General features: G+C 68.7%; 20 protein-coding genes. 11 read left to right on the top strand and 9 right to left on the bottom strand.

Annotated features, from left to right (window positions below; genetic code table 11):
* Window positions 1-90: 90 nt before the first annotated feature.
* Window positions 91-996, bottom strand: a complete 906-nt coding sequence (locus CS1GBM4_RS16120) for an EamA family transporter (protein WP_186419729.1) — start codon at window positions 994-996, stop codon at window positions 91-93.
* Between the two features lie 186 nt (window positions 997-1182).
* Here CS1GBM4_RS16120 and CS1GBM4_RS16125 point away from each other — a divergent pair, with 186 nt between their 5' ends.
* The 4 genes from CS1GBM4_RS16125 (at window position 1183) to CS1GBM4_RS16140 (ending at window position 6008) form a co-directional block, all read left to right on the top strand.
* A complete protein-coding gene (locus CS1GBM4_RS16125; RefSeq protein WP_186419730.1) occupies window positions 1183-2733 on the top strand; it encodes a D-alanyl-D-alanine carboxypeptidase family protein in 1551 nt (516 codons plus the stop codon).
* A gap of 13 nt (window positions 2734-2746) precedes the next feature.
* On the top strand, window positions 2747-3664 hold the full coding sequence (locus CS1GBM4_RS16130) for an EamA family transporter (RefSeq protein ID WP_186419731.1): 918 nt from the start codon (window positions 2747-2749) through the stop codon (window positions 3662-3664).
* A 4-nt stretch (window positions 3665-3668) separates the two neighbouring features.
* The gene (locus tag CS1GBM4_RS16135) at window positions 3669-4790 is read left to right on the top strand and encodes a GTP-binding protein (RefSeq protein ID WP_186419732.1); all 1122 of its coding nucleotides are present in this window, start codon (window positions 3669-3671) and stop codon (window positions 4788-4790) included.
* Between the two features lie 123 nt (window positions 4791-4913).
* Window positions 4914-6008 (top strand): GNAT family N-acetyltransferase, encoded by a 1095-nt coding sequence (locus CS1GBM4_RS16140; RefSeq protein ID WP_186419733.1) that lies wholly within the window; start codon window positions 4914-4916, stop codon window positions 6006-6008.
* On the opposite strand, the gene CS1GBM4_RS16145 is transcribed toward CS1GBM4_RS16140, so the two are convergent.
* The 3 genes from CS1GBM4_RS16145 to CS1GBM4_RS16155 all read right to left on the bottom strand — a co-directional run bounded on the left by CS1GBM4_RS16145 (window position 5980) and on the right by CS1GBM4_RS16155 (window position 9494).
* Entirely contained in the window at window positions 5980-7596 is a 1617-nt protein-coding gene (locus tag CS1GBM4_RS16145) for an acyl-CoA synthetase (protein ID WP_186419734.1), read from the bottom strand. The genes CS1GBM4_RS16140 and CS1GBM4_RS16145 overlap by 29 nt on opposite strands.
* 183 nt (window positions 7597-7779) lie before the next feature.
* The gene (locus CS1GBM4_RS16150; protein ID WP_186419735.1) at window positions 7780-8835 is read right to left on the bottom strand and encodes an ABC transporter substrate-binding protein; all 1056 of its coding nucleotides are present in this window, start codon (window positions 8833-8835) and stop codon (window positions 7780-7782) included.
* 185 nt (window positions 8836-9020) lie between these two features.
* Window positions 9021-9494: an Lrp/AsnC ligand binding domain-containing protein gene (locus CS1GBM4_RS16155; RefSeq protein WP_186419736.1), complete on the bottom strand. Its 474-nt coding sequence runs from the start codon at window positions 9492-9494 to the stop codon at window positions 9021-9023.
* Between the two features lie 115 nt (window positions 9495-9609).
* Between CS1GBM4_RS16155 and putA the strand changes: the two genes are divergently transcribed.
* Entirely contained in the window at window positions 9610-12729 is a 3120-nt protein-coding gene (gene putA, locus CS1GBM4_RS16160; protein WP_186419737.1) for a bifunctional proline dehydrogenase/L-glutamate gamma-semialdehyde dehydrogenase PutA, read from the top strand.
* Window positions 12730-12732: 3 nt separating this feature from the next.
* Here putA and CS1GBM4_RS16165 read toward each other — a convergent pair whose 3' ends face one another.
* From CS1GBM4_RS16165 to CS1GBM4_RS16185, 5 genes are all read right to left on the bottom strand, one after another.
* Entirely contained in the window at window positions 12733-13182 is a 450-nt protein-coding gene (locus CS1GBM4_RS16165) for a hypothetical protein (protein WP_186419738.1), read from the bottom strand.
* A 95-nt stretch (window positions 13183-13277) separates the two neighbouring features.
* On the bottom strand, window positions 13278-13541 hold the full coding sequence (locus tag CS1GBM4_RS16170; protein WP_186419739.1) for a hypothetical protein: 264 nt from the start codon (window positions 13539-13541) through the stop codon (window positions 13278-13280).
* A 235-nt stretch (window positions 13542-13776) separates the two neighbouring features.
* Complete coding sequence (locus CS1GBM4_RS16175) at window positions 13777-14121, bottom strand: hypothetical protein (protein ID WP_186419740.1); 345 nt, start codon at window positions 14119-14121, stop codon at window positions 13777-13779.
* A gap of 1546 nt (window positions 14122-15667) precedes the next feature.
* The gene (locus CS1GBM4_RS16180) at window positions 15668-16006 is read right to left on the bottom strand and encodes a DUF559 domain-containing protein (RefSeq protein ID WP_186419741.1); all 339 of its coding nucleotides are present in this window, start codon (window positions 16004-16006) and stop codon (window positions 15668-15670) included.
* An 831-nt stretch (window positions 16007-16837) separates the two neighbouring features.
* A complete protein-coding gene (locus tag CS1GBM4_RS16185) occupies window positions 16838-17752 on the bottom strand; it encodes a DUF3800 domain-containing protein (protein WP_186419742.1) in 915 nt (304 codons plus the stop codon).
* A gap of 185 nt (window positions 17753-17937) precedes the next feature.
* On the opposite strand from CS1GBM4_RS16185, the gene CS1GBM4_RS16190 reads away from it, so the two are divergent.
* The 6 genes from CS1GBM4_RS16190 (at window position 17938) to CS1GBM4_RS16215 (ending at window position 23055) form a co-directional block, all read left to right on the top strand.
* Window positions 17938-19113, top strand: a complete 1176-nt coding sequence (locus CS1GBM4_RS16190) for a phosphoserine transaminase (protein WP_186419743.1) — start codon at window positions 17938-17940, stop codon at window positions 19111-19113.
* A 213-nt stretch (window positions 19114-19326) separates the two neighbouring features.
* Window positions 19327-20916: a phosphoglycerate dehydrogenase gene (serA, locus tag CS1GBM4_RS16195; protein WP_186419744.1), complete on the top strand. Its 1590-nt coding sequence runs from the start codon at window positions 19327-19329 to the stop codon at window positions 20914-20916.
* A 75-nt stretch (window positions 20917-20991) separates the two neighbouring features.
* On the top strand, window positions 20992-21222 hold the full coding sequence (locus CS1GBM4_RS16200; protein WP_186419745.1) for a DUF1902 domain-containing protein: 231 nt from the start codon (window positions 20992-20994) through the stop codon (window positions 21220-21222).
* A gap of 140 nt (window positions 21223-21362) precedes the next feature.
* The gene (locus tag CS1GBM4_RS16205) at window positions 21363-21557 is read left to right on the top strand and encodes a type II toxin-antitoxin system HicA family toxin (protein ID WP_186419746.1); all 195 of its coding nucleotides are present in this window, start codon (window positions 21363-21365) and stop codon (window positions 21555-21557) included.
* 60 nt (window positions 21558-21617) lie between these two features.
* Window positions 21618-22628 carry a class A beta-lactamase gene (bla, locus tag CS1GBM4_RS16210; protein ID WP_186419747.1) on the top strand — a complete coding sequence of 337 codons (1011 nt, stop codon included), beginning with the start codon at window positions 21618-21620 and terminating at the stop codon, window positions 22626-22628.
* Between the two features lie 217 nt (window positions 22629-22845).
* Window positions 22846-23055 carry a cold-shock protein gene (locus CS1GBM4_RS16215; protein WP_186419748.1) on the top strand — a complete coding sequence of 70 codons (210 nt, stop codon included), beginning with the start codon at window positions 22846-22848 and terminating at the stop codon, window positions 23053-23055.
* The last annotated feature ends 96 nt before the right edge of the window (window positions 23056-23151 follow it).

The raw sequence follows: 23151 nt of genomic DNA on the forward strand, positions 1-23151 counted from the left end.
CGGCCACAAGCCGGCATGCGCGCATTTCCCCCGTGCGTGGAAAGGCCAACGATCGCGCCGCGAGTCAAGCGCGGAGCGCGCGGCCCTGCCCTACCCGATGGCCAGCATCAGCAGCGCGCCGACGCCGGCGACGATCATCGCCATGCCGGCGAGCTCGCGCCGGCTCGTGCCCTCGGAGAAGATCCGGCGCGAGGCGATCTGCGCGAGCGGCACCTCGACCAGCGCCAGCGTGCGCACATTGGCCGCGCTCGTCAGCGAGAAGCCGAGGAACCAGCACTGAGAGGCGGCGGCGCCGAGGAAGCCCGCGGCCAGCGAGCGGCGCCAGTTGCGCAGGCTGAGCACCAGGGCCTTGCGGTTGGCGGCGAGCATGTAGAGCGTCAGCATCAGCGTCTGCAGCGCCAGGCCGAGCGCCAGGATGGTGGTCGCGCGCATCAGGAAATGCCCGTCCGGCAAGGCCTGGATCGCGCCACGGAAGCCGATCGCGGACAGCGCGAAGGCGGCGCCGGCCCCGATCCCGAGCGCCGCCGGCCGCAACCCCGCGGCGCTGAGCTTCTCGCCCGGCTTCCACGACATCAGCACGACGCCGGCCGTGGCGACGACGATCGCCGTGAACTTCGCCCAGCCGAGCGCGTCGCCGAGCAGCGCCGCGCCGAACAGCGCGACCTGGACCGGCTCGGTCTTGGTATAGGCGGTCGTCACCGCGAAGGAGCGCTCGCGCATCGCCGCCAGCATCAGGGCGGTGGCGAGGATCTGGGTCAGCGCCCCGAACAGGGCGAAGCCGAAGGAGCGGAGATCGGGCGTCGGCGGCAGGCTGCCGCCGACGAGGCAGACGAGCGCGAGGAAGATCAGCGCGAAGGGCAGTCCGAACAGGAAGCGCACCTGCGTCGCGCCGACGACGCCGATCACCTCGGTGAGCGAGCGCTGGGTCAGGTTGCGCGCGGTTTGCAGCAGCGAGGCGGCGAGCGTCACCGGTATCCACAGAAGGCTGAAACTCACGCGCCGAGACCCCGAGGAAAGAGCTGGCCGTTGCTTTGGACCGCGACGCGGCGCTAGGCAAATCGCTCGATGAGGGGTAGGTATGCGTCATCAGCGAGGCGGGATTGTCGCCCGCCGTCTCGAAAATGCCTCAAGCGTCGCGTTGAAGCCCTCGACCCCCGCCACGACAGGTTCAGACCTCAGCCGATGATCCCGTTCCGCCTCGCCGCCGGCGCCCCCCTCGCCTTGCTCCTCGCCGTCGCCGTACCGGCCCAGGCCGGCACGAGCGTGGTGGTCGACGCCTCGAGCGGCGCCGTCCTGTCGAGCGAGAACCCGACCCAGGCCTGGCATCCGGCCTCCACCACCAAGATGATGACGCTCTACCTCGCGCTCAAGGCGGTCCGCGAGGGCAGGCTCGGGCTCGAGACCGCGATTCCCGCCTCGAAGCGGGCCGCCAGCCAGCCGCGCGTCAAGGTCTACATCAGGGCCGGCCAGGAAATCACCCTCGACAACGCCATCCGTATCATGATGGTGAAGTCGGCCAACGACATCGCCTATGTCATCGCCGAGGGCGTCGGCGGCGACGTCGAGACCTTCGTCTCGATGATGAACGCCGAGGCCCGCCGGCTCGGCATGAACGACACCCATTTCGTCAATCCGAACGGCTGGCACCACCCCGACCAGCAGACCAGCGCCCGCGATCTCGCCGTGCTCGCCATGGCGCTGATGAACGAGTTCGGCCAGTACTCGGACTACTGGAACACCGGCGCGGTCCAGCTCGGCAAGCAGGTGCTCAACAACACCAACGGCCTGGTCGGCCGCTATTACGGCATCAACGGCATGAAGACCGGCTTCGTCTGCGCCTCCGGCTTCAATGTCGTCGCCACGGCGACCCGGGGCGGCCGGACGCTGATCGCCGTCGTCATGGGCGCCAGTTCCGGCGCGGAGCGCACGGTCAAGGCGGCGCAGCTGCTCGACGACGGCTTCGGCAAATGGGGCGGCTTCGGCGGCAACGTCGCCAGCATGCCCTCGGGCAATGGCGGGCGCGCCTACAGCATCTGCGACAGCGTCCGCCGCGGCGGCGGCGCGCTCGGCGACGATACCGAGACGGCCGGGCCGATCACCTATACCGGCGGCGGCTTCGCCGTCGGCGGCAATGCCGAAGGCACGTCGGACCGTTTCGCCGTGGCCGCCCCCCAGGGCGGCGCCGGCTCCGTGCTGACGCGCTCGCCCTCGGGCCGCATCACCCTCGGCCCGCGCGCCAAGTTCGAGCCCGTGCAGGTCTCCTTCGGCCGCACGCCGGGCTCGGCCGCGGCGCCGCTCGCCGCCAATGTCGTCGCGAAGCCCGACACGCAGGTGGCGCGCGAGACGATCCAGCCCGCTGCGCCGGTCGCGGCCGGGCTCGTCGCCGGCAGCCGCACCTTCTCCAGCAACGGCGCGATACCGCCCTCCTCTTCCGCCTTCGCGCCGGTCGCGCCGACGCCGGAAGACCGGCCTGCCGCCGCTGCTTTGGGCGCCGGCCCGATGCGTCTGCAGGGCGCGATCCAGCCGGGCGCCGCGACGCCCGCGAGCCTGCGTCCCGGCTCGGCAGCCGGCATCAGGGCGGCGAACAAGCCGCCTGCCAGGCCGTTGCTGACCAAGCCGGCCTCGGACAAGCCCGCCCCGGCCAAGGCCAAGCCCAGCCAGGCGCAGGCCAAGCCGATCGCCCGGCCGCCGGCTCGCCCGGGCACGAAGCCGGCCGCCCAGCCCGACGCCTGATCCGGCGCCACCCGTGCGGCCGCAGGACGCCTCGACGGCCCAGCGCGGCCTTGCGCTCGCACTCGCCTCCGCCGCCGCCTTCGGCACCAACATCGTCAGCGCCCAGCTCGCCGGCCAGGCCGGGCTGAGCGGCCCGCTGATCGTCTTCTACCGCGTCTTCCTGATGCTGGCGCTCGCCGCCGGCGCGGCCCTGGTCTGGCGCAGCAGCCTCGCCGTGCCGCGCCGGCGCTGGCCGGCGCTGGCCCTGTTCGGCGTCAGCACGGCGCTGGTCGGCTCGGCCTATCTGTCGTCGGTGGCTTTCCTGCCGATCACCGTCGCGGCGGTGATCTTCTACACCTTTCCGGTGCTGATCGTGCTGGCCGAGCCGCTCTTCACCCCGGTCCGCTTCAGCCTCGACCGGGTCGCGGTCGCGCTCGTCGCCTTCCTCGGCGTCGCCATGGTGGTCGGCCCCGACTGGCACGGGCTCGACCCGCGCGGCCTCGCGCTCGCCCTCGCCGCGAGCCTCCTCGCCGCGGCGCAATTCTTCTCCGCCGCCCGCTGCGGCGAAGCCGGCACGCTGCCGAAGCTGTTCTGGTCGCATCTCGTCATCCTGCCGGTGACGCTCTCGATCCTCGCCGTCACCGGCCTGTTCCAGCCGCCCTCGGCGCTGCTGCTCGCGCCGATCGCGGTCGCCGTCACGATCGGCGGCTATCTGATCGGCTTCCTGCTGCAGGTGCTGGCGCTCGCCCGCGTCGCGCCCGGCCCGGCGGCGCTCGCCTTCTGCGCCGAGCCGGTCTTCGCCGTGGCGATCGCCGCGACATTCCTCGGCGAACGTGTCGGCTCGCTGCAATACGCCGGCGGCGCCCTTGTCGTCGCCGCGATCATCGCCAATGTAATATTGGAACAAAAGCGAGCCCACCGCCTGCCCGTCGCGGCCGCGCCAGGAACCTGACCCCATGTCCGAGCAGCCCCAGCGCCCCGCACCGATCCCCCTGACGCTGCTGACCGGCTTCCTCGGCGCCGGCAAGACCAGCTTGCTCAACCGTCTGCTCAAGGAGCCGGCGCTGGCGGAAACCGTGGTGCTGGTCAACGAGTTCGGCGAGATCGGGCTCGACCATCTCTTCGTCGAGGGCATCGAGGACGGGATGATCCTGCTCGCCTCGGGCTGCCTGTGCTGCACCATCCGCGACGACCTGATCGTCACGCTCGAGGATCTGCTCCGCCGCCTCGACAATGGCCGTGTCGCGCCCTTCCGGCGGCTGGTGATCGAGACCACCGGCCTCGCCGACCCGGCGCCGATCCTGAACGTGCTGATCAACCATCCCTATCTCGCCATGCGCTTCAGGCTCGACGGCGTGGTCACCCTGGTCGACGCCGTCAACGGCATGGCGACGCTCGACGACCATCCCGAGGCGCTCCGCCAGGTGATCGCCGCCGACAGGCTCGTGCTGACCAAGACCGACATCGCGACCGACGCCGGAGCCGTCGCGGCGCTGCGCAAGCGGCTGGGCGAGCTCAATCCCGGCATCGACATCCTCGCGCCCGACGCCCCGGCCGAAGCGATCGTCGGCGCCGGGCTCTACGATATCGCCGAGCGCCCGGACGAGCTGCGCCGCTGGCTCGCGGCCGAAGCGCTGGCCGGGCACGATCACGGCCACCGCCACGAACATGGCGGAGGGCACGATCATCACCATCACGACGGCCACGCCCACCATCATCACGACGTCAACCGCCATGACGCCGGCATCCGCGCCTTCACGCTCGCCGCCGATGCGCCGATCCGGGAGGCGACCTTCGACCTGTTCTGGACCCTGCTGCGCTCGACCCACGGCACGAAGCTGCTGCGGCTGAAGGGGCTGGTGGCGCTCGCCGAACACCCCGACGGCCCGCTGCTCGTCCACGCCGTCCAGCAGATCCTGCATCCGCCGGTGCTGCTGCCGGCCTGGCCCGACTCGGACCGCCGCTCCCGCCTCGTCCTGATCGTCAAGGATCTGGAGGAGGAGAGCGTCGCGCGCCTCTGGTCCGCCTTCCTCGGCCGGCCCGCCCCGGCCCGGACCGAGGCCCATCATCTCGCCTGAACGGCGCATCGCGCCGGCGCGCTTCTTGTCTCTGCGGGTGCAGGACCCTGCCCATCCCGCGCCCGCGTGCCGATCCGGCACGAAAGCGCGCCGAAGCGGGGCGAGCCGCGAAAGGGCTGCGCCATGTCGAATCCCGCCGTCTCCCCGCCCATGCCGAGCGAGACGGCGCCGAGGCAGAGCCGCGCCGCCGCTTCCGGCACGGGCGGACTCTGGATCGAACGCCGCTCCCTCGCCGCCTGCGCCGCGCTCGAGGCCGACTGGCGGAACCTGGTCTGCCGGGCGATCGAGCCGAACCCGTTCTTCGAGCCCGATTTCGCCCTCGCCGCCGCCCAGCATCTCGTCGACTTCCGCGACGCCCCGGTTCTGCTCGTCTGGGGCGGTTCGCCCGCATCGCGGCGTCTGCTCGGCTTCATTCCGGGCCGGCTGCAGCGCCGGCTGCTCGGCCGTGACGAGCTGATCGGCTGGAGCAATCCGCGCCTCGGCATCGCGACCCCGCTGATCGACCGCAGCCAGGCCGGTCGCGTCGTCGCCGCCTTGCTCCATGCGCCCGGGCAGCTCGGTCTCGCCGGCGCGCGGAACCTCCACCTGCCCAGCCTCGATCGCGACGGGGCGCTTCTGCCCGTCCTCCTGCAAACGGCCGAGCATGTGGGGCATGCGGCCTTGATCCAGCCGGTGCCGGAACCGGCGACTGCGGGGGGCGCGCCCGACCTCGCTGCGTTGCGCCATGGCCTGACGCGCTATGGCAGGCTTTCCTTCAGCGAATCCGGCTCGCGCCAGGAGCTGCGCGACATGGTCGAGCTGCATCTGGCGCTCGAGGCCTCCGGTGCGCGGGGACACGCCGGTCTGGCGGCGCTGCAGGATGTCCGCGAGAGCGCCTTCCTGCGCAGCATGACCCGCAGCCTCGCATGGACCCGCCGTTGCCGTGCCGGCCTGCTGAGCCTCGACGACAAGCCGATCGCCGGCGCGATCCTCGTCGGCAAGGGGTCGCGTCTCTGGCTCCATTCCGGTGTCGAGGACGATCGCTTCGCCAGCTTCGCTCCGCTGGCGCAGCTGGTCTCCTGGCTCGGCCGGAGCAGCCGGCGCGAGATCGTCGGCCGGGTTCCCGGGCCACATGCCGTCACCGCGCCCCAGCGGCTCGGCAGCGTTCATCTTGCCGTGACGGCGAAGGCCGCCCGGCAGGCGCCGTTCCTCATCCGGCGTCGCGCAACAGCCGCCTGATGATCTTGCCGGTGGTCGTCATCGGCAATTCGCTGCGGAACTCGATCTCGCGCGGATATTCGTGCGCCGCCAGTCGCTCGCGCACGAAGCCCTGGATCTCCGCCACGAGCCGTGGCGACGGCCTGCAGCCCGGCTTCGGCACGATGAAGGCCTTGACGATCTCGGTACGCAGCGCGTCCGGCTTGCCGACCACCGCCGCGAGCGCGACCGCGGGATGGCGCAGCAGGCAGTCCTCGATCTCGCTCGGCCCGATCCGATAGCCGGACGAGGTGATGACGTCGTCGTCGCGGCCGACGAAGCGGATGTAGCCTTCGGCATCCTGCGCGCCCTGGTCGCCCGTCGTCATCCAGTCGCCGACGAACTTGGCCTGCGTCGCCTCGGGCTTGCGCCAATAGTGCAGGAACATCACCGGGTCGGGCCGGCGCACCGCGATCTGCCCCTCCTCCTCGGGCTCGCAGAGACTGCCGTCCGGGCGGATCACCGCGACCTCGTGGCCCGGCACCGCCTTGCCGATGAAGCCCGGCTTGACCACGCCGATCGCCGCACAGGAGGCGAGCACGAGGTTGCACTCGGTCTGGCCGTAGAACTCGTTGATGGTCAGGCCGAGCGCTTCGCGCCCCCAGGCGAGCGTCTCGGCGCCGAGCGATTCCCCGCCCGAGGCGACCGTGCGCAGCTTGAGGTCGTAGCGGCCGCGCGGGTTCTCGACGGCGCGCAGCATGCGCAGCGCGGTCGGCGGGATGAAGCAATTGCGCACGCCGAGCTCGGCCATCAGCCGCAGGGCTTCTTCGGGATCGAACTTGGACGTCGGCCGGGCGACGATCGGCACGCCGTGGTGGAGGGCCGGCAGCAGGTTGTTGAGCAGGCCGCCGGCCCAGGCCCAGTCCGCCGGCGTCCAGATCAGGTCGCCCGGTTGCGGCAGGAACTCGTGCGGCATTTCCATGCCCGGCAGATGCCCGAGCATCACCCGGTGGCCATGCAGCGCCCCCTTGGCGTTGCCGGTGGTCCCGGAGGTGTAGATCATCAGCGCCGGGTCGTCCGGCCCGCTGTCGACCGGCGCGAACTCCTCGCTCTCGGCTTCGAGCAGGCGCGCCAGCCCCTCGGCCTGTCCGTCCGGCCCGTCGGCGGAGATCACCAGTTCGAGATCGGGCAGCGGCTCCTCGATCTGGCCGAGCTTGGCGAGGCCGGCCGCATTGGTGATCAGCGCCTTCGCGCCGCAATCGCGCAGGCGGTAGGACAGCGCGTCCGCCCCGAACAGCGCCGCCAGCGGCACGGCGATCGCGCCGAGCTTGTACGCCGCCATATGCGCGATCGGCACCAGCCGTCCCTGCGGCAGCAGGATCGCGACGCGGTCGCCCTCGCCGATGCCGCGCTTGCGCAGCGCGTTCGCAAGCCGGTTCGACCGGGCACGCAACTCGCCATAGCTGACCGGCGCCACCGACCAGTCGGATCCGACTTCCAGGATCGCGACCTTGTCCGGATCGGTCGCCGCCCAGCGGTCGCAGCAATCGACGCCGATATTGTAGCGCTCCGGAATCCGCCAGCGGAAGGCGGCGCGCAGGCGCTCGTAATCGCGGATATCGGGCAGCATGCGGCAGGCTCCAGGAGCCGGATCCGAGCAGGGTTGAGGCAGCCTGCCGGGCTCCGGCCCGTCGTGATGGACAGGAAACGCGCAATCCGGCCGGAGCGCGCTCACGCGAAAAGCGGCGCAAGATAGGGCAAGCCGAAACGCGCTGTCACCTTGACGCAGGGACATGACCGGGTCGTCGACAGGTCAGAAGCCCCGCTCGGCCTCGGCGGGCAGGAAGGCGCCGGTGAAGGCATTCCCCGCCCGGGCCCTGTCCTTCAGCGGGACCGTTCCGGCGATCTGGTCGAGCGCCCGCTCCCAGCGCGCCCGGTCGATGCCGCCGAAGCCGTTGGCCCGGACCTGCGGCGTCGAGACGAACTGCTCCGTCACCATCTTCAGGCGCTCGAGCTCGATCTCGGGCCGCGCGCCGTCATTGCGCTTGAGGACCGAGGCGAGGGCCGCCTCGGGATCGGCGACGACGTCCCTGACGCTGCGCGCGAGCGCCCGCAGCAGGCCGCGCACGGCCTCCGGCCGCTCACTGATCAGCCTGGGCGACGCGATCACGGCGTTGCCGTAGAGCTCGACGCCGTAATCCGCCATCACCAGCGTCACGATATCGTCCATCGGCACGCCGCGCGCCTTCAAGGTGATCGCCGCGGACTGCGCGAAGCCGAAGATCGCGTCGACCTCGCCCGATGCCAGCATCGGCTCACGCACCGGAAAGCCGATGGTCTCGAGCTTGATCTTGCCGTCGTCGATGCCGTTGAGCTTCCTGAAGATCGGCCATTGCGCGAAGGCCGCGTCGGTGGCGGGAGCGCCGAGCTTCTTGCCTTCCAGGCTCTTGGGATCCGCCGTGATGCCGCGGCTCTTGCGCCCGACGATCGCGAAAGGCGGCCGGTCGTAGACGATCATCACCGCCTTGAGGTCGATGGCCGGATGCTCGTCGCGGAACCTGATCAGAGAGGTGACGTCGCCGAAGGCGGCATCGTAGCCGCCCGTCGCCACCCGCTGGATCGCCTCGCGCGAACCGCCGCCCGGCTCGATCGTGACGTCGAGCCCCTCCTCGCGGAAATAGCCCTTGTCCAGGGCCGTGAGGAAAAGCGCCGCCGGCCCCTCGAAGCGCCAGTCCAGCGCGAACCTGATCGGCGCCTGCGCCATTGCGACGGGGAAGCCGCCAAGCGCGGCGACGCCGGCCCCGGCGAGCAGGCGCCCGAAGCCGCGCCGCGACGAGGGCGTGCCGAGCAGGGGCGTGGCAGAGGACATGGCAAGCTCCGGAACGACCCACAGCCGATACGGCGGAAGCGCCTCGCCGACGACGTTCGGCGAACACGGCGCCGGAAACACGACGCAACGAAGACGTCCCTAGCCGTCAGGTCAAGCGCCAACAGGGCAAGATCGGGGCGAAATCGCGGAAATGGTTACGTTTTTCTGCGGCGGCGCCAACTCCGTCACAGCGGCAGCGCCCCATCCGTCTTGACCTCCTCCATCACCGCATAGGTGCGCGTCTCCCGCACCGCCGGCAGCGCCAGCAGCACCTCGCCGAGGAAGCGGCGATAGGCGCCCATGTCGGCGACGCGCGTCTTGACCAGATAGTCGAAGCCGCCGGCGACCATATGGCATTCCAGCACCTCCGGCGCCCGCTTCACCGCGGCCGCGAAACGCTCGAAGGCATCGGGCGTCGTCTTGTCGAGATAGACCTCGACGAAGACCAGGAGGTTCAGGCCCAGCTTCACCGGATCGAGCGTCGCCCGGTAGCCGGTGATGAAGCCTTCGCGCGCCAGCCGTTTCAGCCGCTCGCCGGTCGCGGTCGGCGACAGGCCGACCTTTTCCGCCAGTTCGACGCCGGCGGCGCGGCCATCGGCCTGGAGCAGGGCGAGCAGGCGCCTGTCGGTTCGGTCCAGAGCCGCATGATTCTCGGCCATATCGATCCTCTTCGGGATTAATCGCTATCTTCTGGCCTAAATCTCCGTTGATATCCAGTCTGATTGCGATGATCCTGCAGATCATCCCGCTGCCGAGATCCGGAGCCTCTTTGCCATGGCCGCCTCCGCCCCGCGACCTGCCGTCGACATGACGCCCGTCTTCCACGCTCCCTATGCCGAGGACGACGCCGCCATCGCCGGCCGCCTGCTCGCCGGAGGCCGCCGCGAGCCTGCGTCCAAGGCCAGGATCGACGCCCGCGCCACCTCGCTGATCGAGGCCATCCGCACCCGCAAGGTCGGCCTCGGCGGCATCGAGGAATTGCTCCGCGAATACTCGCTCTCGACCAAGGAGGGCCTCGCTTTGATGGTGCTGGCCGAGGCGCTGCTGCGCGTGCCCGACGCCGCCACCGCCGACCGGCTGATCGAGGACAAGCTCGGCCAGGGCGATTTCGCCCATCACGAGTCCAAATCCGACGCCTTCCTGATCTCGGCCTCGTCCTGGGCGCTCGGCATCACCGCCCGCATCATCCAGCCCGGCGAGACGCCGACCAGCATCATCGGCAATCTCTCCAAGCGCCTCGGCCTGCCCGCCGTGCGCACCGCGACGCGCCAGGCGATGCGCGTCATGGGCAACCATTTCGTGCTCGGCCAGACCATCGAGGAGGCGCTGAAGCGGGCCCGCTCCGGCTCGGGCAAACTCTACCGCTACTCCTTCGACATGCTCGGCGAAGGCGCCCGCACCAAGGCCGATGCCGAGCGCTACTACGCCTCCTATGCGGACGCGATCGACGCCATCGGCCGCTCCGCCGGCAATGACAGGCTGCCGAACCGGCCCGGCATCTCGGTCAAGCTCTCGGCGCTGCATCCGCGCTACGAGGCCACCAATCGCGAGCGCGTGCTGGCCGAGCTGACGCCGCAGGTGATCGAGCTCGCCCGCAAGGCCAAGGCCTATGATCTCAACTTCACCGTCGACGCCGAGGAGGCCGACCGGCTCGAGCTCTCGCTCGACGTCGTCGCCGCCGTGATGGCCGATCGCTCGCTCGCCGGCTGGGACGGTTTCGGCCTCGCCATCCAGGCCTATCAGAAGCGCGCCTCGGCGGTGATCGACCACATCGCCGCCCTCGCCGCGCATCACGACCGCAGGCTGATGGTCCGCCTGGTCAAGGGCGCCTATTGGGACACCGAGCTGAAGCGTGCCCAGGAGCGCGGCCTGCCCGACTATCCGGTCTTCACCCGCAAGGCGATGACCGACCTGAACTACGAGGCCTGCGCGAAGCAGCTGCTCGCCCTGCGCCCGCGCATCATACCCCAGTTCGCGACCCACAATGCGCTGACGGTCGCGACCGTCGCGGAACTGGCGCACGAGGGCTCCGGCGAGTTCGAGTTCCAGCGCCTGCACGGCATGGGCGAGGCGCTCTATGAGCGGCTGCTGCAGGAGGATGCCGGCTTTGCCTGCCGCACCTATGCCCCGGTCGGCGGCCATCAGGATCTGCTCGCCTATCTCGTCCGCCGCCTGCTTGAGAACGGCGCCAACTCCTCCTTCGTCTCGGTCTCGGGCGATCCCGACGTGCCGGTCGCCCAGCTTCTGGTGCCGCCGGCCGACCTGATCGGCTCGCCCAGCGCCGCCCGCCACCGCCGCATCCCGCTGCCGGCCGAGCTCTTCGGCCCCTCCCGCCGCAACTCCGCCGGCGTCGAGCTCGGCGATGCCGCGAGCCTGGAGGCCATGCTCGCCGAAATCCGCGCCGCCGCGGCCGAGCCCGTGCCCGACGCCGTGCCGCTGATCGACGGCAGGCCGGGCTCCGGCAGCCCCCGCGACGTGCTTTCGCCGATCGACGGCAGGCCGGTCGGCCGCGTCGTCGAGGGCGACGCTGCCGCCGCCGAGCAGGCCATGCGCGCGGCGAAGGCCGGCTTCCACGCCTGGAACGCGACGCCCGCCCGCAACCGCGCCGCGGCCCTGCGCCAGGCCGCCGAGCTGATGGAGGCACGCCGCGGCCCGATCCTGGCGCTGCTCCAGTCCGAGGCCGGCAAGACCCTGGACGACGCCGTCGCCGAGCTGCGCGAGGCGGTCGACTTCCTGCGCTATTACGCTGCGGAGGCGGAAGCCAAATTCGCCGTGCCGGCCGCGCTTCCCGGTCCGACCGGCGAGGAGAACCGCCTGATCCTGCGCGGCCGCGGCCCCTTCGTCTGCATCGCGCCCTGGAATTTCCCGCTGGCGATCTTCACCGGTCAGGTCGCCGCCGCACTGGTCGCCGGCAACAGCGTCGTCGCCAAGCCGGCGCCGCAGACCCCGCTGATCGCCGCGCTCGCCGTGCGCCTCCTCCACGAGGCCGGCGTGCCGGCGAGCGCGCTGCACTTCGCCCCCGGCGACGGCAAGCTCGGCGCGGCCCTCGTCGCCCACCGGGACGTCGCCGGCGTCGCCTTCACCGGCTCGACCGCGACCGCCCGTGCCATCAACCGAGCGCTCGCCGCCAAGGACGGGCCGATCGTCCCGCTGATCGCCGAGACCGGCGGCCTCAACGCCATGATCGTCGACGCCACGGCCCTGGCCGAGCAGGTCGCCGACGACGTCGTCATCTCCGCCTTCCGCTCGGCCGGCCAGCGCTGCTCGGCGCTGCGCCTGCTCGTCGTGCAGGAGGACGTCGCCGACAAGATGGTCGAGATGATCGAGGGCGCCGCCGCCGAGCTCACCATCGGCGATCCGCGCCGGCCCGAGACCCATATCGGCCCGGTGATCGACCGGGCCGCCAGGGACCGGCTCGACGCCCATATCGCCGCGATGCGCGCCGCCGGCCGGGTCGCCTATGCCGGCACGACGCCATCACTTCCTGGCACCTTCGTCGCCCCGCACATCATCAAGCTCGACAGGGTCGCCGATCTCGCCGCCGAGCATTTCGGCCCGGTGCTGCATGTCGTGTGCTGGAAGGCGGGCCAGCTCGACACCGTGCTCGCCGAGATCGAGGCGACCGGCTACGGCCTGACCTTCGGCCTGCATTCGCGCATCGAGGCCACGGTCGAGCGCGTCGTCGACAAGCTCTCGACCGGCAACATCTACGTCAACCGCAACATGATCGGCGCGGTCGTCGGCGTGCAGCCCTTCGGCGGCCACGGGCTCTCGGGCACCGGCCCCAAGGCCGGCGGCCCGCACTATCTCGCCCGCTTCGCCACCGAGCAGACGGTGACGATCAACACCGCGGCGGCCGGCGGCAACGCCTCGCTGATCGCGATGGGCGAATAGCGCTCAATACCGCCGTGCCGGCCTGAGCGGCCGGCAGCCGCGGCGGTCGCAGGTGCTTTCCCAGAGCCGGCCGGTATCGGTCTCGATGCAGCGGCTGGCATTGCAGTCGAAGCGCCCGCCGCCGCCATAGCCGCCGTCATAGCCCTGGCCGCCATAGGGGTTGCCGCCATAGCGCCGGCGCGGCGGCGGATCGTCGTCATAGCCGCCATAGCCGCCATAGCCGCGCTGCGGGCCGCCGAGCCGGCCGACCGGGCCGCTGCTCGGCCGGCAGCCGCGATAATCGCAGGTCGACTGCGTGTAGACGCCGGTGCGCGGGTCGATGCAGCTCTGCGGCGTGCACTGCAGCTGCACCTGGACGATCGGGCCGGGCGCCTCGAGCGGCGCGGCCGGCAGGGCGAGGGCCGGGCCGGCGAGGCCGGTGGCGAGGCAGGCGGCGAGGGCGAGGGCGCGCATCGGGGATTCTCCTTTGCCGCCATCCTGCACCCGACAAGTTGAACGGAATCTGACCGGCCCTGCCGGCCTTCCGTTCAGGAAGGCGGCGCCCTCGCCTACTCCGCCGCCCGCGCCGCCGCCTGGCGCAGGCGCGCCAGCGCCTCCTCGGCCCCGGCCTTCACCGCCGGATCGGCGACCTGCCCCTCCTGCGCGACCCGCTCGGCCAGCGCCGCGACGCTGAATTCGCCGCCGCCGGCCGCGAGCTTCAGCACCGCATTGGCGAGCACGTTCGGCCAATAGGCGGCGCCGCCCTTGGCCAGCCCCTTGGCCTTGCGGCCCTCGAATTCGCGGGCGAGCTGTTCGGGCGTCTTTTTGGCCATGGCGGGGTTTCCGGTGAATCGTGTCTGAGCCGAGCTTATAGCAGCCTGCCGGTGAAGGGCGCGGGAACCTCGGCCCAACCTTCTCCCGAATGGGAGAAGGTGGCGCGAAGCGCCGGATGAGGGCCTGCCCTTGCCGCAGAAGGCGCGACGGCTCCGTTGCGCCCTGACGATCAGCGGCGGTCCCTCACCCCTGCCCCTCTCCCATCCGGGAGAGGGGTTCCCCGCGCCTCACCTTCTACCGCTCGCCCTGCAGCGGGATCGCCTCGAGCTGGGCCTTGTGCCTGGCGATCCGCCGCTCGGCCTCGTTCCAGGCCTCCTTGCCCTCGACGCCCTGGCCGCGCAGGCGGATCGCCTCTTGGAAGGTCGCGCGCATCTCGTCGGAAAGGGCCTGCATGAACGCACCCGAGCATTGCAGGCTATCCGGCCCGGTGCAGGCCTTGGCCCGCCGGCAATCCTTGCGGCCGCAGAAGCGCCAGCACTGCAGCAATGTCGCGAACTGGCGCAGCATGATCGGCCGCTCGCGCTGGAAGCGCTCGAACTCCTCCTTCGTCGCGCCGCGATGGTCGGGATTGCGAGGCATGGGGTGTCCTCCGATTGGTTTCCGGCAAGGGCGCGGGACCAGCCTTCTCCCGGATGGGAGAAGGTGGCGCGGAGCGCCGGATGAGGGCTTGCCCTATCCGCAGAGGGCGCAACGGCTCCGTTGCACTCGAACAATCAGCGGCGGTCCCTCCCTCACCCCTGCCCCCCTCCCATCCGGGAGAGGGGATCTGCGTCAGCGCCTCCCGCGCCCAGGCGTCGTCCCCGCCCGCAGGCTCACCCTGCGGGCGTTGTCGCATCTGAGGGGCAGCGGAGCGCCGCGAGGCGCGTTGGTAGAGATCCGCATCCGTTGAGCCAGGATGCGGCGCGGATGGATTGAGCCACCATCCGCACGCCCCGTGGCGCTCCGCCAGGCGGCGATTTTAAGGCCCCGGGCCGCGCTTCTGCGAAGCCGGTAGCGGGCGCGCCGCGATGGCTCTTGGACGCCAGTAGCCTTCTTCAGGCCGTCGCGTCCTTGAAGCCGTCGCGCCGGCTGATCGCCGCCGCTTCATCTAGCGAGCTCCTCGCGCAGGGATCGTAATGTCCCCAGGTCGGTTCCCGAAGCCTCCCGGGAGTGGATCGCAACTCCACCCGCAGGCGCCGCACCCACCCCGCCAAACGACATGCCTCCGGTTGGCCGCCCCTCGGGGATGGGATGTGGGGGATATTACGGGAGGTTTGGAGGACGGGGATTGTTCAAGCGCCTGTCCCCGCATCCACCCTCCCCGTCATGGTCGGGCTTGTCCCGACCATCCACGTCTTTGCATCCGAACGACCGGGCGCGCCGCTCTGTATGTGAGCAGCGTCGCAAGACGTGGATGGTCGCCACAAGGGCGACCATGACGGGAGAGGCGCCGAAACCGCGACGGAACCCCTCTCCCGCATCGAAGTCGGGTCTACCCGACTTCGATCACTCTGAGAGCTGATCTCGGGCAGGCCCGAGATCAGTGGAGAGGGGCAGGTGAGGGACCGCCGCTGATTACTGAAACACGGCGGCACCGCTGCGCCTCCTGCGGTGAGGGCGGGCCCTCATCCGGCGCTCCGCGCCACCTTCTCCCATCCGGGAGAAGGCTGGGTCGAGGTTCCGGCGCCTCTCCCGCATCGAAGTCGGGTCTACCCGACTTCGATCACTCTGAGAGCTGATCTCGGGCAGGCCCGAGATCAGTGGAGAGGGGCAGGGGTGAGGGACCGCCGCTGATTACTGAAACACGGCGGCACCGCTGCGCCTCCTGCGGTGAGGGCGGGCCCTCATCCGGCGCTCCGCGCCACCTTCTCCCATCCGGGAGAAGGCTGGGTCGAGGTTCCGGCGCCTCTCCCGCATCGAAGTCGGGTCTACCCGACTTCGATCACTCTGAGAGCTGATCTCGGGCAGGCCCGAGATCAGTGGAGAGGGGCAGGGGTGAGGGACCGCCGCTGATTACTGAAACACGGCGGCACCGCTGCGCCTCCTGCGGTGAGGGCGGGCCCTCATCCGGCGCTCCGCGCCACCTTCTCCCATCCGGGAGAAGGCTGGGTCGAGGTTCCGGCGCCTCTCTCTCAGGTTCGCCCGCCTAAACCCGCAGCGCCGCCCTGATCGCCGCGACCACCGCGTCGCGATCGTCCAGCACCAGCCGGTTGGCGAAGCGCAGCACGGTGAAGCCGTGCCGCTCGATCTCCTGCGTCCGTGCCGCGTCGTAATCCCGCTCATGATCATGCCGGACGCCGTCGAGCTCGACGATCAGCCGGCGTTGGATGCAGACGAAATCGACGGTGTAGCCGAGCAGCGGCACCTGCCGCCGGAACCGAAGGCCGTCGAGCCGGCGATGACGCAGCAGCTCCCACGTGACCTCCTCGGCCGGCGTCGCACGCCGGCGCAGCCTGCGGGCAAAGCTGCGCTGCTCGGTGGTCATCGGACGAGGATGCCTCGGCGGGCGCTGCAACCGCAACCCAACCTTCTCCCGGATGAAGAAGATGGCACCGAATCTGATGAAGGGCGCGGGGAACCCTTCTCCCGTGTGGGAGAAGGGCAGGGATGAGGGCCTGCCGGATCCGTAGGAGGCGCTGCGGTGCCGCCTCGCGCCAACAATCAGCGGCGGTCCCTCACCCCTGCCCCTCTCCCATCCGGGAGAGGGGTTCCCCGCGGTTCCCGAAGCCTCCCGGGAGCGAGGTGCAACCCTCGCCCGCAGGCGCCACCCGCCAAACGACATGCCTCCGGTCGGCTGCCTTTTGGGGATGGGATGCGGCGGAGTATATGGGAGGTTTGGAAGGCGGGGATTGTTCAGGTGCTTATCCCCGCATGCACCCTCCCCGTCATGGTCGGGCTTGTCCCGACCATCCACGTCTTTCTACCCGAGCGACCGGTGCTGCGCTGGGCAGCCTGTCATCAGCCTCGCAAAGACGTGGATGGTCGCCACAAGGGCGACCATGACGGGTGAGGACCGGAACCTCGCCCCTCCCTTCTCCCGGATGGGAGAAGGTGGCGCGGAGCGCCGGATGAGGGCCTGCCCTAACCGGAGGAGGCCGCAGCGGTTCCGTGCATCCTAAATATTAGCGACGGGGTCGCGCTGCTATCGCAACGAATTCCGACCGAGAGCGCAAGGCCCAAGCGAAAAGGTGAGTCCGTTCAATGACTTATATAAATACATGATTCTAATTGATTTTTTCTTCGCAACCGATAGAATCTGTTTGGGATTCCAATATCGGGTTGCGGACAATTCGATCCGTGGCGTCTGATGGGACGCTCAGCAATTTGAAGCTGGGCTAGCCGCCCCCGGATTAGACGGTGTTGGGTCCCACCATTGTCGTGGGTAGCCGAAGTACTCGAATATTTCTTTCTGCTCTGGCAATAAGTTTGCCGTCTTAAAGGACGGCATCAGCTTGAGCCCGTATCCTGAATAGGTGCGGAATCCCTCGTCATCGAGAATGGAAGCCACCCTCGGTTTGAGTGCCTTGGCAAAACGTGGGTCGCAGGCTCCAGTATCAAATTTATCACAAGCCTTGAAGAATGCACTTGCTGCGATGTCAGCAAGTTGAAGCCCACCTCGCTCGAAAGATGGGGCGATCTCTACCAGCTCACGAGACATAACGCTCCAACGTAAATCACCGAGAGGTAAAAATAGGTTTCCAGCACTCGATTTCATTCTTAACCAATCAAAATAGGTCTTCATCTGCGAATAGGAAAGACCTCCGCGATTGCTAAAAACCAATTTTAGCTTCTCGGGATTTTGGAAATCGTGAATCGAACGCTCCTCGACCCAATGGGTCACGCGCTCCAATAAAATTCGCGTCAACCAGCAGTAAAACCAGTTTGTATCAAGGGATCTTAATTCCGCAAACTTGTTCCTCCAGCCCTTCATATTCTTCTTGTTAGATGCAACAATAAATATTCGGCAAGGGAATTTGGCCAGAAGCTCACATGACTGTAGCCTCTTAGATTCGTTCATTTTAGCGAAATGAAGTTGGTTCGATTGAAAATTTTTGAACTGTGCCGCAATCTCGCGCACGAGAGTGTCGCAACCGGCCTCGTTTTGCGCTCGGACAACAATGGCTGAAACAATCAGCCATTCGCTAGAGCCATTCTCGTCCAACGGCTTAACGCGCTTTAGGCCGGGATCGCCCGACTCATCAATGTACGCTACGTAGCGATACGGCGACATCGGCTCAGAAGAATTCATGACCGCTAAGTACTAAATCCATCTCAAAAAGTACACAGCTGTGCCAGTTGCTTCTGAAGTGTACGATGCCCGTATCCGCTTGACTCCCCCCGCCCCTCCATCCTACGCCCATCGACGGGACACGCCGCCCCAACGCGGCGCGCCCATCTGCAAGGATGGAGACATCGATGGCGAATACGATTCCGGCCGCGCGTCCGCGCGTGCCGCATTTCTCGTCCGGCCCCTGCGCCAAGCGCCCCGGCTGGACCCTCAAAGCCCTCAGTGACGCAGCGCTCGGCCGCTCGCACCGCGCCAAGATCGGCAAGGACAAGCTCAAGCTCGCGATCGACCTGACGCGCGAGGTGCTGCAGGTCCCGGCCGATTACCGCATCGGCATCGTGCCGGCCTCCGACACCGGCGCCGTCGAGATGGCGCTGTGGTCGCTCTTGGGCGCCCGCGGCGTCGACATGGTCGCCTGGGAGAGCTTCGGCGAGGGCTGGGTCACCGATGTCACCAAGCAGCTCAAGCTGGCGGATGTGCGCACTTTCACCGCCCCCTATGGCGAACTGCCGAACCTGAAGAAGGTCGACAGCAGGACCCGCGACGTCGTCTTCACCTGGAACGGCACCACCTCTGGCGTGCGCGTCGTCGACGCCAGCTGGATCGCCGAGGACCGCGAAGGCCTGACGATCTGCGACGCCACCTCGGCCGCCTTCGCCCAGCGCCTCGATTGGCCGAAGCTCGATGTCGTCACCTTCTCCTGGCAGAAGGTGCTCGGCGGCGAGGCCGCGCATGGCATGATCGTGCTCTCGCCGCGCGCGGTCGAGCGGCTCCTGACCTACAAGCCGGCCTGGCCGCTGCCGAAGATCTTCCGCATGACCTCGGGCGGCAAGCTCTCCGAGGGCATCTTCCAGGGCGAGACGATCAACACGCCCTCCATGCTCGCGGTCGAGGATTATCTCGATGCGCTGGGCTGGGCGAAGAAGGTCGGCGGGCTCGACGGGCTGGTGAAGCGCGCCGACGCCAATGCGCGCGTCATCGCCAAGTTCGTGCGCGAGAACGACTGGATCGACTTCCTCGCGGTGAAGCCGAAGACGCGCTCGAACACCAGCGTCTGCCTGAAGTTCACCGACCCGGCGGTGACGGCGCTGCCGGCCGATGCGCAGGCGGCCTTCGCCAAGCAGGTCGTCTCGATCATCGAGAAGGCCGGCGCCGGCTACGATCTCGGCCATTATCGCGACGCCCCTCCCGGCCTGCGCATCTGGTGCGGCGCGACCGTGCAGGCGCGCGACCTCAAGGCGCTGATGCCGTGGATCGCGTACGCGTTCGCCGAGGCGAAGGCCGGGCTGAAGAAGGCGGCGTAAAGCTCCGCCTCCGCTACGTCATGGTCGGGCTTGTCCCGACCATCCAAGTCTTGCGACGCCAATGGCGTGCAGGGCGATAGAGACGGGCGGCACAACCGATCTCCGAAAGCGCGGCGGCGAGCCGCGCGAAGACGTGGATGGTCGCCACAAGGGCGACCATGACGACCTTCCCCTTTTCAGCCCGCCTTTGCGAGGGCTCTCCGAGGTATCCCCATGCCCGCACCCAAAGTCCTCATTTCCGACGCGCTCTCCCCCGCCGCCGTGCAGATCTTCAAGGATCGCGGCATCGACGTGACCTTCGATCCCGCCCTCGGCAAGGACAAGGACAGGCTCGCCGCCGTGATCGGCGACTATGACGGCCTCGCCATCCGCTCGGCCACCAAGGTCACCGCCAGGCTGCTCGAGCAGGCGAAGAACCTGAAAGTGATCGGCCGCGCCGGGATCGGCGTCGACAATGTCGAGATCCCGGCCGCGACCAGCCGCGGCGTGATCGTGATGAACACGCCCTTCGGCAACTCGATCACCACCGCCGAGCACGCCATCGCGATGATGTTCGCGCTCGCCCGCCAGATCCCGGCCGCCGACGCCTCGACCCAGGCCGGGAAGTGGGAGAAGAACCGCTTCATGGGCGTCGAGATCACGGCCAAGACGCTCGGCCTGATCGGCTGCGGCAATATCGGCTCGATCGTCGCCGAGCGCGCCATCGGCCTGAAGATGCGCGTCATCGCCTTCGACCCCTATCTCTCGCCGGAACGGGCGGTGCAGCTGGGTGTCGAGAAGGTGGAGCTCGACGAGCTTTTGAAGCGCGCCGACTTCATCACCCTGCACGTGCCGATGACGCAGATGACGAAGAACATCCTCTCGGCCGAAAACCTGGCGAAGACGAAGAAGGGCGTGCGCATCGTCAACTGCGCCCGCGGCGGGCTGGTCGACGAAGCGGCGCTGGCCGAGCTGATCAAGTCGGGCCATGTCGCGGGAGCGGCCTTCGACGTGTTCTCGGTCGAGCCGGCGGAGCAGAACCCGCTGTTCGGCCTGGACAACGTCGTCTGCACCCCGCATCTCGGCGCCTCGACCAACGAGGCGCAGGAGAACGTCGCGCTGCAGGTCGCCGAGCAGATGAGCGACTACCTCCTGAAGGGCGCGATCACCAACGCGGTCAACTTCCCCTCGATCTCGGCCGAGGAGGCGCCGCGCATCAAGCCCTTCGTCGATCTGGCGGAAAAGCTCGGCTCCTTCCTCGGCCAGCTCACCGAGGCGCCGGTCAAGGGCATCCGCATCGAGTATGAGGGCGCGGTCGCGGGCCTGAACCTCAAGGCGATCTCGGCGGCGGCGATCACCGGCGTGCTGCGGCCCTTCCTGCCCGAGATCAACATGGTCAACTCGGCCATGGTCGCCAAGGAGAAGGGCATCGTCGTCGAGGAATTGACCCGCGAGGTCGCCGGCAATCTCGAGAGCCGGATCAAGCTGATCGTCGAGGCCGAGGACATGCCGCGCCACGCCGCCGGCACGGTCTTCCAGGACGGCAAGCCGCGCATCGTCGAGATCCGCGACATCCAGGTCGACGCCGAGTTCGCGCCGCACATGCTCTATGTCCGCAATGCCGACAAGCCCGGCTTCATCGGCCAGTTCGGCTCGCTGCTCGGCGAGGCCGGCGTCAATGTCGCGACCTTCAACCTCGGCCGCGACAAGCCGGGCGGCGACGCGATCTGCTATGTCGCCGTCGACGAGCCGGTCTCGGACGAGCTGCTCGCGAAGATCCACGAGATCCCGATGGTCAAGCGGGCAAGAAGGCTGCGGTTCTGAGCTGAGCCCCAGTTAGGAGTTGGAACCGGGCGGGTCATGGCGCATGATCTGCCCGGTTGCATTTGAGAGGTCGGCATGAAGCGGCACGCCATCATCAGGGCTGCGTGGGATGACGAAGCCAAGGTCTGGTATGTCGAAGAAACCGATATTCCCGGCCTTGTGACCGAAAGCGAGACCTTGGAGGGTCTACGCCAACGCATCCGCGACATTATTCCCGATCTGCTCGAGGATCGGGACGATGTGCCAGAGTCAATTGAACTCGACATTATCGCTCACACTCACGAGCGGATCAGCACCGCAGCTTGAGGCATGCTTGGCGCGCCTTTCGCTGTGAGTGGCTGTGGATTACGCCGATAACTGGCGTAAGTCGCTCTTCCCGCTTGTGGTTTTGAGTGGATGACCGAACATCGAGCCTTCGAATCAGCGAAGGCCTCTCGCGTCAGCGCATGAACAATTTTGCCCCCATGGTTCGCAAACTACTGGCTGAGGCTGGTTATGAACGCTTGCGTTCAGGTAAGGGCGATCATGAAGTCTGGCACCATACGAAGACCGGCAAGCGCGTATCGGTCGACAGCAATATCAAGTCGCGCCACACGGCTAACGGAATCCTGAAACAGGCCGGCCTGCCGAAAGCCTTCTGAGCCGCCCCAGCCTCGCCGCAATCGCCCTCCCCTGTGGCGGCCCGCCACAGGGGATTGTCCATGCCGACCCGCCGCGCCTTCGCCTACACCTGCTCCGCTGCAATCGCGGTCCTCGCCGCCCCGCCCGCCTTCGCCGACTGGGACAGGAGCAAGCTCGAAGCCGGCATCAGGACCATCGAGCAGGGCACCAAGGGCCGCCTCGGCGTCGGCCTGCTCGACCTGAAGGACCGCAGTCGCTGGTCCTATCGCGGGGCCGAGCCCTTTCCGCTGCAGAGCGTCTTCAAGCTGCCGCTCGCCATCGGCGTGCTGCAGGCGGTCGAGGCCGGCAAGCTGCAGCTCGACCAGGCGATCACCGTCACTCGCAACGACCTCTCGCTCTATCACAGCCCGCTCGCCAGGGCCTTCAAGGGCGCGCGCAACGACTACACGCTGCGCGACCTGCTCACCCGCTCGACCATCGCCAGCGACAACACCGCCGCCGACCTGCTGCTGCGCCTGATCGGCGGCCCGCAGGCGCTGACGGCGCTGCTGAAGGAGGGTGGCGTCGCCGGCATCTCGGTCGACCGCTATGAGCGCGTCTTCCAGCCCGAGATCCTCGGCCTGCCCGGCTATGGCTGGGACCGGGCGATCGACACGGCGCAGTTCTACGCGGCGATCCAGGCCATTCCCGCCGCCGAACGCCGGAGACGGCTCGCCGCGACGCTGACCGACCGGCGCGACGCCGCGACGCCCGATGCCTCGATCGCCTTCCTCGAAGGCCTCGCCAGGGGTACCTGGCTGCGCGAGCCGGCACACAACGCCCTGGTCGAGCGACTCGCGGCCGAATCGAAGACCGGTCCGAACCGGATCAGGGCGGGGCTGCCGGCGGGCGCGCGCTTCGCTCACAAGACCGGGCTCGGCCCCAGTGCCGACGGGCTCAACCACGCCACCAACGACATCGGCATCGTCACCCTGCCGGATGGGCGCCGCTTCGCCATCGCGGTCTATCTCGCCGGCGCCCGGGTCGGCGAGACGGAGCGCGAGGCGGCCCATGCCGCGGCGGCGCGGCTTGCGGTCGAGAGCCTGCGCTGACCCGGCGCCCGGGAGGCGGCGGCACCAAGCGCATCCTCGCGCACGGCAAAGTTGCATTGACAAACCGGGGACAAACCCCCATTTGTGATGCTCGATCTAGGCCGAACGAATTGGCCCGCGCGGCTTCTGCGCACTGCTGACGACCTTCCTGCTCAAATCGAAACCATGCGCGGCAGCCGCCGCGCGTGAACCACCGCTTGCAAGAAGGAATATGACGATGGCCAGCGGCACTGTGAAATGGTTCAACGGGACCAAGGGTTTCGGCTTCATTCAGCCGGATGACGGCGGTCAGGACGTTTTCGTCCACATCAGCGCCGTCGAGCGCGCCGGCATGCGCGACCTTCGCGACGGCCAGAAGATCACCTACGAACTCGTCCAGGACAAGCGTTCGGGCAAGATGTCGGCCGATCATCTGCGCGCCGAGTGAGCCGACACGCTATCCGGCACGAGAGTTCAGGGGCAGGCGACCACGGATGAACTGGCGCCGGCCTCCGCTCCCCGCAGGATAGCCGAGGAAGGGTCG

It is taken from the genome of Allobosea sp. CS1GBMeth4 (assembly GCF_900185715.1).
Classification (GTDB): Bacteria; Pseudomonadota; Alphaproteobacteria; order Rhizobiales; family Beijerinckiaceae; genus Allobosea.